The sequence below is a fragment of the Ruminiclostridium papyrosolvens C7 genome (assembly GCF_000421965.1).
GTDB classification, from domain to species: Bacteria; Bacillota; Clostridia; order Acetivibrionales; family DSM-1351; genus Ruminiclostridium; species Ruminiclostridium papyrosolvens_A.
Genome location: NZ_ATAY01000020.1, coordinates 410,683 through 423,788, shown reverse-complemented (window position 1 = coordinate 423,788; position 13,106 = coordinate 410,683). Strand labels below are relative to the sequence as shown.

At 37.2% G+C, this 13,106-nt stretch carries 14 protein-coding genes; 2 read left to right on the top strand and 12 right to left on the bottom strand.

Going from position 1 to position 13,106, the window contains the following annotated elements; genetic code table 11:
• Positions 1-25: 25 nt before the first annotated feature.
• Positions 26-316: a LysM peptidoglycan-binding domain-containing protein gene (locus tag L323_RS26990; RefSeq protein WP_020814758.1), complete on the bottom strand. Its 291-nt coding sequence runs from the start codon at positions 314-316 to the stop codon at positions 26-28.
• A gap of 215 nt (positions 317-531) precedes the next feature.
• On the opposite strand from L323_RS26990, the gene lexA reads away from it, so the two are divergent.
• The gene (lexA, locus tag L323_RS26985) at positions 532-1,179 is read left to right on the top strand and encodes a transcriptional repressor LexA (RefSeq protein ID WP_020814757.1); all 648 of its coding nucleotides are present in this window, start codon (positions 532-534) and stop codon (positions 1,177-1,179) included.
• 97 nt (positions 1,180-1,276) lie between these two features.
• Here the strand turns inward: lexA and hfq are convergent, their stop codons facing one another.
• The 7 genes from hfq to L323_RS26950 form a co-directional block, all read right to left on the bottom strand.
• Positions 1,277-1,519, bottom strand: coding sequence for an RNA chaperone Hfq (gene hfq / locus L323_RS26980; protein WP_004618053.1), 243 nt, complete (start codon positions 1,517-1,519; stop codon positions 1,277-1,279).
• A 154-nt stretch (positions 1,520-1,673) separates the two neighbouring features.
• Positions 1,674-2,600, bottom strand: a complete 927-nt coding sequence (gene miaA / locus L323_RS26975) for a tRNA (adenosine(37)-N6)-dimethylallyltransferase MiaA (RefSeq protein ID WP_020814756.1) — start codon at positions 2,598-2,600, stop codon at positions 1,674-1,676.
• Positions 2,601-2,611: 11 nt separating this feature from the next.
• Positions 2,612-4,609, bottom strand: coding sequence for a DNA mismatch repair endonuclease MutL (mutL, locus tag L323_RS26970; RefSeq protein WP_020814755.1), 1,998 nt, complete (start codon positions 4,607-4,609; stop codon positions 2,612-2,614).
• A gap of 25 nt (positions 4,610-4,634) precedes the next feature.
• Complete coding sequence (gene mutS / locus L323_RS26965) at positions 4,635-7,256, bottom strand: DNA mismatch repair protein MutS (RefSeq protein ID WP_020814754.1); 2,622 nt, start codon at positions 7,254-7,256, stop codon at positions 4,635-4,637.
• Between the two features lie 88 nt (positions 7,257-7,344).
• Positions 7,345-7,731 carry a YlbF family regulator gene (locus L323_RS26960; protein ID WP_020814753.1) on the bottom strand — a complete coding sequence of 129 codons (387 nt, stop codon included), beginning with the start codon at positions 7,729-7,731 and terminating at the stop codon, positions 7,345-7,347.
• A 41-nt stretch (positions 7,732-7,772) separates the two neighbouring features.
• The gene (gene miaB / locus L323_RS26955) at positions 7,773-9,218 is read right to left on the bottom strand and encodes a tRNA (N6-isopentenyl adenosine(37)-C2)-methylthiotransferase MiaB (protein WP_020814752.1); all 1,446 of its coding nucleotides are present in this window, start codon (positions 9,216-9,218) and stop codon (positions 7,773-7,775) included.
• Positions 9,219-9,283: 65 nt separating this feature from the next.
• Positions 9,284-9,847 carry a GNAT family N-acetyltransferase gene (locus L323_RS26950; RefSeq protein ID WP_020814751.1) on the bottom strand — a complete coding sequence of 188 codons (564 nt, stop codon included), beginning with the start codon at positions 9,845-9,847 and terminating at the stop codon, positions 9,284-9,286.
• A gap of 150 nt (positions 9,848-9,997) precedes the next feature.
• On the opposite strand from L323_RS26950, the gene L323_RS26945 reads away from it, so the two are divergent.
• Entirely contained in the window at positions 9,998-10,426 is a 429-nt protein-coding gene (locus L323_RS26945) for a PaaI family thioesterase (protein WP_020814750.1), read from the top strand.
• 1 nt (position 10,427) lies between these two features.
• On the opposite strand, the gene L323_RS26940 is transcribed toward L323_RS26945, so the two are convergent.
• From L323_RS26940 to dpsA, 4 genes are all read right to left on the bottom strand, one after another.
• Positions 10,428-10,649, bottom strand: coding sequence for a YlzJ-like family protein (locus L323_RS26940; protein WP_020814749.1), 222 nt, complete (start codon positions 10,647-10,649; stop codon positions 10,428-10,430).
• A complete protein-coding gene (locus L323_RS26935; RefSeq protein ID WP_020814748.1) occupies positions 10,646-11,401 on the bottom strand; it encodes a ClpP family protease in 756 nt (251 codons plus the stop codon). Before L323_RS26935 ends, L323_RS26940 begins: the two co-directional genes overlap by 4 nt.
• A 143-nt stretch (positions 11,402-11,544) precedes the next feature.
• On the bottom strand, positions 11,545-12,132 hold the full coding sequence (locus L323_RS26930) for a dipicolinate synthase subunit B (protein ID WP_020814747.1): 588 nt from the start codon (positions 12,130-12,132) through the stop codon (positions 11,545-11,547).
• A 2-nt stretch (positions 12,133-12,134) separates the two neighbouring features.
• Complete coding sequence (gene dpsA, locus L323_RS26925; protein ID WP_020814746.1) at positions 12,135-13,010, bottom strand: dipicolinate synthase subunit DpsA; 876 nt, start codon at positions 13,008-13,010, stop codon at positions 12,135-12,137.
• Between the last annotated feature and the right edge of the window lie 96 nt (positions 13,011-13,106).

Below are 13,106 nucleotides of genomic sequence, written 5' to 3'. Positions count from 1 at the left end.
AATCAAAAATTATTACATTATATATTTATTTGTCGACCGGTACCAGTAAAGATACGTTCTCACTTAAATCACTTGAATTCATATGATTTATCTTTTTTATTAAATATATCTTCTTTCTGATATCAGTATTACCACCGTACTTCGAGGCTATAGACCATAAGGAATCACCCTCTCCTACCGTAACAGTAATGTACTGATTATCAGTAAAACCTGCCACTGTGACCGTATAAATCAGAGTACATGTAAGAAATAGTGTAAAGAACAAGAAACTTAAAAATCTCTTTTTATTTTTCAAAACATATTTTTTTCCCGCCATATTAACCCCTCCACACAAACATACGTTCTTTATACTTATATTTTAAGGAACATGTGTTCTTTTGTCAATAGCTTTTGGAAAAACATCCGAACATTAGTTTGATTTCCTGGTTTGTATGTGTTATACTATAGCAGTAATAACTGCACTTTTTGGATAATACAACTATTAAGTCTTTTATTACATAAAAATATGAGCATAAGCTCAGGGAGGTCTTTATGGCAAAAAAGAATTCTAACAAACAACAGGAAATTCTTGATTATGTTTATAAATGTGTTCATGAAAACGGTTATCCGCCTTCTGTAAGGGAAATATGTTCAGCGGTAGGTTTTAAGTCAACTTCTACGGTACATTCCTATCTGCAAAAGCTTATTGATAGCGGACTTCTTCAAAAGGATCCTACTAAACCAAGAGCAATTAAAATTTTAAATAAAACAAGCCAGGTTAAAGAAAGCCGTACCAGTAAAGACGGGTATTATACATCCCGTGAAATGGTGGATGTTCCGGTTGTGGGAAGAGTTACAGCAGGCCAGCCTATTCTTGCCGTCGAAAACATTACTGATACTTTCCCCCTCCCTGTTGATTTCGTACAAAACAGCGATGCATTTATGCTCAGAATTCAAGGTGAAAGTATGGTAGAAGCAGGAATACTTGACAAGGACTTTGTACTGGTAAGACAGCAGTCTTCTGCCAATAATGGTGACATTGTTGTAGCTTTGATTGGCGATGAGGCCACATGCAAAACCTTTTATCGTGAAAAAGACCATATAAGGCTTCAACCGCAGAACAGCAGTATGGATCCCATTATTGTAAAAGATGAGCTTTCAATACTGGGAAAAGTAATTGGTGTATTCAGACGTATGTAACTATAACACTTTACATAACAAATAAAAAACGCAAAAGGAAATAATTTTATATCAATCCTCTTGCGTTTTATTATTTACATATTTAAATATGTAGTCATTATTCTTTTCCCTGTTCATTAAAAATAAGATTTACTGATTTCATTGGACTTATAGTAGAAATCGCATGCTTGTATACCAACTGCTGTTTTCCGTCACTGTCAAGAACAACTGTGAAATTATCAAACCCCTTAACCATACCCTTCAATTGAAAACCATTCGTAAGATAGATAGTAACAGCAATGTGTTCCTTTCTTACCTGATTTAAAAAAATGTCCTGCAAATTAATAGTATTCTTTACCAAAGTAATTCACTCCTTTGTTATATATATATATTTGTCCATAAGCTATCCCCACAAAAATCGGGCTTAACTTAAATTTGATGTACTAAAACTACTCATTTTTATTTTACTAGATAATGCCAATTGATGCAACAAGAATATAGTTCTACCAAGGTTTTTAGCCTTTTACGTATTCAGAAATCTCATTTATTACATTTATATTATTTCCAGAATTATCTATATTAAACCATCTAATCCCATTAATTCTCTTAAACCATGTAATTTGTCTTTTTGCATATCTTCTGGTTCCCTGTTTTATATTTTCGATTGCCTGTTCAAGGGTAGAATTATTTCTCAAATATTCGAGTATTTCCTTGTATCCTATACCCTGCATAGAAATTATACTGTCTGCATAACCAAGGTCTACAAGCCTTTTTACTTCATCTACAAGGCCATTTTTTATCATAATGTCCACTCTTGTATTTATTCGTTCATATAAAACCTGCCTGTCCATATTCAAACCTACGAGAACAAATTGGTATCTGGGCGGTATACTCCTTGATATCTCATTGTGATAAGAAATAGGCTTTTGTGTCTGATAGTACACTTCTAAAGCTCTTATTACTCTTTTTATGTTATTTGGGTGAATATTCAAAGCCGAATCCGGGTCAACTTCCTGTAGTTTTTTATGGAGATACTCAGGCCCTAATTCTTCTGCCTCTTTTTTTAATGTTTCCCGTAGTTCCCAGTCGCTTTCACTTTCACTAAAATTAATATTGTTTATCAAAGAACTGATATAAAGTCCTGTGCCCCCTGCTACAATTGGCTGTTTACCCTTTTTAAGAATGTTGTCTATATATCTTTCAGCAAGTTCCTTGAATCTTACAACATTAAAGTCCTCACTGGGAAGTACTTCATTAATAAGATAATGTTCTATACCCTGCATTTCTTCCTTGGTTGGTTTTGCAGTTCCAATATCCATATATTTATAAATCTGCATGGAATCAGCAGAAATAATTTCTCCATTCATTCTTTTTGCAAGCTCAATAGATAAATTTGTTTTTCCTGATGCAGTAGGACCAACAATAACTATAACTCGGTTCATAAGTTCCCTTTCTAGACAATTCTTTTAAACATTTTTTCTATTTCATACTTTGTCAGGCGTATTACGGTAGGACGTCCGTGAGGACAGGTATACCGTCGTCCTGTATTGGAGAGTTCAGTCAACAGCTGATGGACTTCTTTTTCATCAAGTTTTTTATTTGCCTTTATAGCAGCCTTGCACGCAATAGTATGAATTATCTCATCAGCTAAAGGTGTGCTGACAGGTTTTATTGATTCCTGAAGCTTTTGTGTCAGCTCAATAAATATATCTCTGGGCGAGGAGTCGCCTACCATATACGGAATTCCTCTAATAATAATGGAATTGTTTCCAAAATCCTCAAAATCAAACCCGATACGTGTCAACAGTTCCTCTTTGGATTTTATAACATCCAGCTCAAAAGGCTGAAGTTGAATGACCACGGGCTCCAGCAATAGCTGAGTCGTGTTCTCCTGAGAATCAAATTTTGTTCTGAGCTTTTCGTATATTATTCGTTCATGTGCTGCATGCTGATCTACCATTACAAGCTCATCATTACTCTGTAAAAGAATATATGTAGAAAAGGCCTGACCTATGTATTTCATATCGGTAAGCTCAGGATGCACCTTTTCTGTATTTACTTCCCGGTCATCTTCAATTAAAGCTTCTTCAACATCCTCAGAGTACTCAGCCTCTTTGATTACACCAGAAGTATTGTTATGCCCATTAGAGTTTTCCTGTTTCATTTCAACTTTTGCAGTCTGTGGTTGCCTTACGTTATATTCTTCAGATTTAGTAAAAGTGAAAGAGGATGTGTCTGTCTGCGGCTTTTCAGTAAATGCACTTACTTTATGTACATCAGTCTTTGCCAATGGTTCCAGGGCTTTTGTAAATAACCGTATTTCATCCGCTTTTTTAATGTCATCCTGCTTTTTGTTTAATTCTATTTCCTTTTGAACATATTCTATTTTGGGTTCGGAATTACCTGTAAACTTAAACAGCTCTCTATCTTTATTAGGAATCGATACAGGATTAAACAGACTTCCACCTGTAGTAAGTGCATTTGAAACAGCCATATATATAGCTCTGGATAGATAGCTTTCGTCGGCAAACCGTACCTCGGTTTTTGCAGGATGTACGTTGGCATCTACCAATACAGGGTTAATATCAATATTCAATACAAAAAAAGGAAACCTGTTTTTCATAAGAATACTTGAAAAAGCTTGTTCAACAGAATATGATACCATTTTGCTTTTTACATATCTTTTATTAATATATAGGGACTGATAGTTTCTGTTAGACCTGGCAGCTTCAGGTTTCCCTACATACCCGCTTATCTTTATCTTTTCATCTGCGTACTCTACCGCAACAATATCTTTAATTATTTCTTTTCCGTATATACTGTAAATTGCACTTTTTAAGTCATTATTTCCCGGGGTATGAATTAATGTTGTTTTTCCGTTTGTCAGTTTAAAAGAAATATCCGGATTACCCAAAGCTATTCTAGATATTGTATCAGAAATATAACCCGCTTCTGTAGAATCTTTCTTTAAAAACTTGTAACGAGCCGGAGTATTGAAAAACAAATCTTTAATAATAAAGGTCGTCCCGACAGGACATCCTGTCTGCCTTACATCTTGGAAAACTCCACCTCTTATGTGTACGTACATTCCGTATGTACTTGCAGCTGTCTTTGTCATAAGTTCAACAGATGCAACCGAAGCTATACTTGCCAGAGCTTCCCCCCTGAAACCCATTGTTATAACTGAATCAAGATCCTCAGCCCTTTTAATTTTACTAGTGGCATGACGCTCAAAAGCAATTTCTACATCATCCTCATCCATGCCACTTCCGTTATCGGTAATTTTTATATAGGATATACCGCCATTCTTTATATCTACTAAGATGCTGGTTGCACCGGCATCAATAGAGTTCTCCACTAATTCCTTTACAACGGAAGCCGGCTTTTCAACAACTTCCCCCGCCGCTATTTTATTTGAAGTATTTTCATCCAGTACAATTATGCGCCCCATAATTCACCCCATATCATATCAATAACTATTCCCGGCTGTTCATTTTCCTTTGAAGCTCATATAATACGTTCATTGCATCAATGGGAGTCAGCCTTGATATATCAATTTTTCTTATCTCCTCTAGTATTTCGGCATCAGCCGATGCTTTTGCTGCTTGTGCAAATAAATCCAGCTGTCCGTCGACCTGTTTCCTTGCTCTTCGTACTTTGCCGTTCCTGTTTATATCAGCATCATCCAAGTTCGCCAGTATTTCTTTTGCCCTGTCAATAACGGCCTGCGGTACTCCTGCAAGCTTTGCCACCTGTATACCATAGCTTCCGTCAGCACCGCCCCGGATTATTTTTCTGAGGAATATTACATCGTCTCCCTTTTCCTTGACTGTTATACAGTAGTTCTTAATGCCGGGCAGCTTTCCTTCAAGCTCGGTTAATTCATGGTAATGGGTTGCAAAAAGTGTTCTACAACCCAGCTGCTCCTTGCTCACAATGTACTCAATCACTGCCCATGCAATGCTTAATCCGTCAAAGGTGCTTGTTCCCCTGCCAATCTCATCAAGAACAAGAAGACTTCTTTTTGTTGCATTAATTAATATATTCGCTACCTCTGACATTTCTACCATAAATGTACTTTGTCCCGATGCCAGGTCATCTGAAGCCCCTACTCTTGTAAAAATTCTGTCCACCAAACCGATTTTTGCTGAAGCAGCCGGGACAAAGCTGCCTATTTGAGCCATCAAAACAATAAGTGCAGTTTGCCTCATGTACGTTGATTTACCTGCCATGTTAGGGCCTGTTATTATAGCAAGCCTGTCCTCTTCCATGTCAAGGACAGTATCATTTGGAACAAATCCGCTTTTGTCAGTCATTTTTTCTACGACAGGGTGTCTTCCATCTACTATTTCTATCTTGTCAGAAACTGAAACATCAGGTTTGCAGTACCCTTCTCTGTCAGCCACCTCTGCCATTGAAGCCAGTACGTCAATTTCTGCAAGAGCTTTTGCAGTTGACTTTATTCTTGTTAATTGCTCTGCAATCCTATCCTTTATTTGAACAAACAGACTGTACTCCAGCTGTACTATCTTTTCTTCCGCTCCAAGAATATTGTCCTCAATTTCTTTGAGCTCTGGAGTTATATACCTTTCACAATTGGCAAGTGTCTGCTTCCTGATATATTCCTCAGGTACAAGAGAAAAATATGATTTAGTTACTTCGATATAATAGCCGAATACCCTGTTAAAGCCTACCTTTAGGTTTTTTATGCCTGTTTTTTCACGTTCTGAAGCCTCAAGAGCCGCTATCCAGTCCTTACCCTGTATTGATGCCATTCTGAGCTTGTCGACTTCAGAATTGTATCCGTCTTTGATTATTCCCCCTTCTTTTATTGTCACAGGAGGGTCATCAATTATTGATATATCTATAAGATTACAAACATCTTCAAGGGAATCCAACTGCTGATAGCAATTTTTTATATATTCTGTTTCAAATCTGTCAAGGAGGTCTTTTATGTACGGTATCTGACACATAGAATTTTTAAGTGCTATCAAATCTCTGCAATTCACACTGCCCAGTATTACCTTTCCCATAAGTCTTTCTATGTCATATACCCTTTTAAGAAGCTCCCTTGCTTCGACTCTTGCCATAAATTTGTTTTTAAGCTCCTCCACAGCATCAAGACGAAGAGAGATATCTCCATCATTTATCAAGGGTTGCTCAATCCATTTACGAAGTAGTCTCCCCCCCATAGAAGTCATAGTTCTATCCAGTACCCACAGCAAAGAACCTTTTTTTGATTTTTCACGCATGGTTTCCGTAAGTTCAAGGTTTCTACGGGATGAAGCATCCAGAATCATGTATTCTTCAAGTGCATATGAATTAAAATTCTGTATGTGGCTCAAATTTACTTTTTGAGTACTCTCCAGATATTTCAGAAGCGCTCCTGATGCGTTAACGGCAATGTCATATTCCTGAATATTCAATGACTTGTTTTCAAATTGATTTTTCAGGGTATCCATCGCATTTCCATACTCAAATGAAGTTTCCTCAAAGGTTGAAACGTATGTATTAAATCTTTGCTTTATTTCAGATGTAAGCTCATTGTCACCATTTAACTCGGTATTTACAATAATTTCAGAGGGAAGGTACTTTGCAATCTCATCAAAAAGTTTGCCTCTTGTGTTTCCCCAGGTTATTCTCGTTGCATAGAAATCGCCTGTTGTTATGTCTACTGCCGCCAAACCGTAAAAATTACCGTTTTTATATACAGACATAAGGTAATTGTTTTTTCTTTCGTCCAGCATGGTAATGTCTGTAACAGTACCGGGGGTAACGACCTTTATTACATCCCTTTTAACGATTCCCTTTGCCATTGCAGGGTCTTCAACCTGCTCGCAAATTGCAACCTTGTACCCCTTTGACACCAAACGGGCTACATAATTATCCGCAGCGTGAAAAGGAACGCCGCACATAGGTGCACGCTCCTCAAGGCCGCAATCCCTTCCGGTTAGTGTAATCTCCAGTTCCCTGGACGCCAGCTCCGCATCTGAGAAAAACATCTCATAGAAGTCTCCCAGCCGGAAAAATAAGATACAATCCTTATATTGTTCCTTTATATCCAGGTACTGCTGCATCATTGGCGTAACAGTTCCCATTTTATCCTCCATGTATTAATGTACCTGATGTAAACAACCATCAGGCACATTGGTAAATTTGATATTAATTATTCATATTTTAAAATTATTAGCCTTTGCATCCCCCGCCACAGCTCTTGCATTTTTCATCAGAGCATTCTGACTCTCCTGTTATTGAGTATATTAAGATATCATTTACCTTCTTCATCAGCGCTTCAAGATTTGCCTTGGCTGTCAGATAATCAAAAGTAACAGAGTACGAATTGATTTCAAGTTGTTTTGCAAGCAACTTTTCTTTTGTTTCTTCTATCGCCTGTGTTTCAGCCCCACCTCTTGTGAGTTTAACCATTTCAATCTGAAGCTGTTTGTACTCGTTCATGAGCGTTGAAGATTTATCATCAGATTTCATGGCAGCTTCTGTAGTGTTATAACGCTCCATCTCTGTTGACTTGGCCAGCATTTGTCCCAGTTCTCTTGCTTTTTCTATAATATCCATTTTAATTACCTCACTATTTTATATATTATTTTTTAAATATTTTAAGCCTGACCTTCTGCAATTTTCCCAAGCAGGGACCAAGTTTGTATTTCATCTATTTTAACTTTTACAAGCTTTCCTACCATATCAGGGTTCCCTTTGAAATTCACGATCTTATTTTCCTTGGTTCTTCCTGTGTAGGTGGTTTTACTGCTTTTACTTAGTCCCTCTACCAATACTTCCACTTCCTTGCCAAGAAGCTCGTCATTTATTTCTTTACTTATTTTATTTTGAAGCTCTAAAAGCTTGTCGAACCTTCGCTTTTTAACACTTTCAGGCACCTGTTCCGGATTTTTTGCAGCAGGAGTACCTGTTCTCTTGGAATAAAGAAAGGTATAAGCCATATCAAACCTTGCTTTGGCAACAACATCCAGCGTTTCATTGAAGTCTTCTTCCGTTTCGCCGGGAAAACCAACGATTATATCCGTAGATAATGCAATACCCGGAATGTTGCTTTTAACCTTTTCAATTAGTTCAAGATACTGCTCCTTCGAGTACTTTCTGTTCATTTCATCCAGTACTTTAGAACTTCCGGCCTGTACCGGCAAATGCAAATGTTCACATACTTTCGCACAATCCCTCATTGCATATATTAATTCATCGGACAAATCCTTTGGATGAGAAGTCATAAACCTGATTCTTTCAATACCCTGTATCTTGTTCAGTTCTCTTAGCAGTCCTGCAAAGGTTAAGTCTCCTTCAAGATCCTTGCCATATGAATTTACATTTTGTCCTAACAGTGTTATTTCTTTGCAGCCGTCCGCAGCCAGTTTTTCAACCTCGCTTTTTATTTCTTCCAAGCTTCTGCTGCGTTCTCTGCCCCTTACATACGGAACAATACAATAAGAACAGAAATTGTTGCAGCCATACATTACGGTAACCCATGCCTTTATATTGTCTTTTCTTGATATGGGCATGTTTTCTGCTATAGACCCTGTGGAATCCCACACATCGATAACCGTACTTTTTGTCGTTATCGCCGTGTTAAGCAATTCCGGAAATTTATATAGGTTATGAGTTCCAAATATTATGTCTACATGTTTGTAGGTCTTTTTAATATGCTCAACAACTTCCTTCTGCTGCATCATACATCCGCATATTGCAATTACAAGGTTCGGGTTTGTCTCCTTTAGCTTCTTTAAAGCTCCTAGATGGCCATAAACCTTTTGTTCGGCATTTTCACGAACACAGCAGGTGTTGAATATTATAAGATCGCTGTCCTTTCTTTCTGAACATTCCGAATAACCCATTTCGGAAAGCATCCCTGAAAGTCTCTCAGAATCGTTTTCGTTCATCTGGCAGCCAAAGGTTTCAATATTGCATCTTACAGGCTTTCCCAAACTGGATATAATACTCTGATTATATTGCTTCATTGTTTCTATATATTTGTACTGCTGATTGATTTCTTCAGTAGATACTTTTGTGGTAATTCTCTTGCCCTCGCTCAAATAAATTCCTCCATCGATATAAGCCATGTATATTTTTATACAAAAGCTATTATAACATAATTTTATTAAATAAATATATAATTGTATTTTTCCTCTATAATATCTCTGCCACCGAGGTTAACAGATGTAAACGTATTTGTGCTTTTGAAGCCGAATTTCCTGTAGAATCCTTTTGCACGTTCATTGTCCTTTATAACCCATAAATAGCAGTCTTCAAAGCCTTGCTGTTTAAGTCTTTCAACTGCATACTTAGTCAGCTCATAACCTTGTTTTGAATGCCAGTATTCTGGTAAGACGTAAAGTGAAATTATCTCACCTGAATTACATTTATAACAGTTACTTGTATCGGCACTATCAGCAGTATTTAAATTAGTCATAGTACAGGTTTGACCAACTCGCCCTTTGCCAAAGGTTATACAACCGGTAACAACGCCGTCCAGTTCAATCACTGCCGCTTCTTGAAGATTTTTGAGTAAAGCTCTCTTAAAAATTGGTATCCATCCTTCATCAGTTATGTTATCCAGATATTCCTTGGATATAAATTCCTTATATGCTGTTTTCCAAGTTATTGAATGTACATAACTCATTGCTGCCACATCATCTAACGTTGCAAGCCTGATTGTTCTCATATGTTCTCCATAGAAAAAATAAACTTCCAGCCTATTGTATCAAAGTAGTTTGGTTGTATCAACTAACCTTGTTTTAAAAAGCAATATTTACTTTTGTAGTTATTACTGTATAATTGATTGTAATAAAATTCCTAATGAAGGAGTACAAGTATGGAAAAAGACATAATCAAATTTTTTGAGAAAGACAGATTTGCTCATTTTGTCGGAATTGAACTTACTAAAGTAGGAATGGGCTATGCCGAAACAAGTCTGGATTTATCTGAAAAACATTTAAACGGATTGGATGTTGTTCAGGGTGGAGCAATATTTACTCTTGCGGATTTTGCCTTTGCAGCGGCAACAAACTCTAACGGGTCAGCTACTGTAGGAATTAATTCTAATATTACATATTTTAAAGCCCCTAAAGGTAATAGAATTACTGCTGTCGCCAAAGAAACATCCGCAGGGAAAAAAATCTGCGGATGCGATGTAGATGTCTTAGACGAGGACGGCACCCTGATAGCAAAATTCAGCGGTACAGGCTACAGAAAAGGCTTAAAAATAGATTTTGCTACAGGCATACTTACTAAAATCAAGTAAATTATTTAGGTATTATTGTGCCGGGTTGAATTCTTGGGTTTAAATAGTCATAGGGATTGGTGCTTATTATTCTCTGAACCTGATAATCGGAATTTCCATAACGGGATATTTGCACTTGTACCCCGTCAATACTCATTTCAGTATAGTCAAGACTATTTTCCGCATTATCCGTTGGACTGCTTCCCATTACTACATTGTGGTCATAGATAGTATAAAGAATCACTGAAGCCTCCCTCCTGACTGTTGCGAAGAATTTTCCTTCCGTTCAATTTCAATAAGCTCATTGAGTTTCTTTATTGCATCAGATAAACCTCCTACCTGATTAATTAATCCCGATTGTGTTGCTTCTTCTCCAAACAGTACAGTACCGACATCGTTTGCCAGTTCACCGGTTTTCAGCATAAGTTCCCTGAATTTCTCTCTTTTTATCCCGGAATGAGAACAAACAAAATTAACAACCCTTTCCTGCATTTTATCAAAGTATTCATAGGTTTGCGGTACACCTATCACCAACCCGTTCATCCTGATAGGATGTATTGTCATCGTTGCAGAGCTGGCAATAAAAGAGTAGCTTGCAGATACTGCCATAGGGACACCTATGCTATGCCCACCTCCCAGAACCAGTGAGACCGTCGGTTTTGATAAACTGGATACCATTTCTGATATGGCTAGTCCCGCTTCCACATCACCTCCCACAGTATTAAGTACCAAGAGAAGTCCTTCTATGTGTTTGCTTTCTTCAATGGCAACCAACTGGGGAATTATATGCTCGTATTTGGTAGTTTTATTATGTGGTGGCAATAATATATGTCCTTCTATCTGCCCTATAATTGTAAGACAGTGGATATTACTCTCCTCTTTAGGAATTTCAGGTGTTCCCAGCTCTTTTAGCTGCTGAAGTTCAGCAGCCGGTTTATTCTGCTCTGCCGGTTGTGTTTCTGGCCCTTCATTATTTTGATAGTTTTTATTATTCACGGTTTATACCTCAGTTTTTTATAAATTTTATCTTTCTTATTATCTATTTATTTTTAGAAAAAATACGTAATTCTGAGGAAGATAAGAATTGCCAACTTTAATCAGGTTATATTTTCCTAATAAAAATTGGCAAAAAGTGTATTTTAATTCTTATGTATTAATATTGGCTGAATCTGATTGTTTTTTAAAGCTTCAACAACTGTAGGAACAATTTTGTCGAAATCAGCAACCAATGAAGTACATTTCTTTATTGGATCATCCTGACCGAACGGAACCATGTAAACGTTTCTAGTATTTAGCAGTATACCGATATTTTTTGCATTTGCACTTAAGCCATCGTTGGTTGAAACTGCGATTACAACGGGCCTTGCATTTCTCAGATGTGCTTTGCACGCCATGGTAACCGAGCTGTCGGTAACAGCGTTGGCAATTTTGGCAATGGTGTTTCCCGTACATGGGGCTATTACAAGTATATCCAATATTGCTTTAGGTCCGAATGGCTCAGCTTCTACAATTGTGCTTATCGGAGTTTTTCCTGTAATTTGTTTTAATTTGGTTTTCAAGTCTTCAGCAGTTCCGAACCGAGTATCAAAATCATTAACAGCCTGCGAAATTATCGGAATAACTTCGGCACCCTCATTTATCAAATTTTCTATTTGCGGGACTGTTTTATTAAAGGTACAAAAGGAACCTGTTAATGCATATCCGATTTTAATTCCTTCCAGTAACATGTTTATACCCCCAACTCTTCAATAATGTTATATGTAGTATCTTTAATAAATCCTGCTGCTGTTACAGGGGCAACTTTTCCCGGAAGTGATAGAGCCCAGATAGCTTTTAGTCCAAGTTCTTTGGCCCCGCTGAAATCAACTCCTCCAGGCTTTGATGCAAGGTCTATTATAAGACATTCGGGATTCAATAATTTTAAAAGCTCATAATCAAGCACCATGGATGGAATAGTATTGAAGATAACATCTGCTTTTTTAATAACCTGAGATAAATTACTCAGCATTACAGGAGTGTACCCTAAACTTTTTATCCAAGCCAAATCAGCGTACTTACGTGCTTCTACGTAAACATTGGAACCTATACCATGCAGCATCTTTGCAAGAATTTTGCCTATTCTTCCGTATCCCAGAATCAGCGAATTGCAGTTATGTATAGTTATTGGCATTTCTTCCATTGCAATTTGAATAGCACCCTCAGCAGTGGGTATTGCGTTTAAAACCGCCATTTCCTCTCTCTCTAGCAAGTCAACCGTATAAACATTACATACTTGCGCCAAGTGGGCTATTTTATGACTTATTCTTCCCGCAAGGAAAAGTTGATTTTTATTCATTGCTTTAAACAACTCATTCATGTGAATACTCTCATTATTAAAAGGAGCATTTATAAATTCGTTATCATTTGAACAAGGTATGGGGCCGATTATTACATCTGAGTCTACTACAGCCTCGGCTAATGTTTTGCTTTGTTCCAGTCTTATTTCAAAACCTGCCGTTGTAAAACCATATATATTAACGGAATTACCATCTTGTTCAATTAATTCAGCCAACTTTACACTTCTTAAATCTCCCCCTATTATGCTATACCTTTTACCGCTCACCATAAGCCCTCCCCCACAACCGAAGAATAAACTAATTATGACGACTAGTATATCTTATGAAACAAACATATACCGAGTGCCTGTACCAAATACACTAAT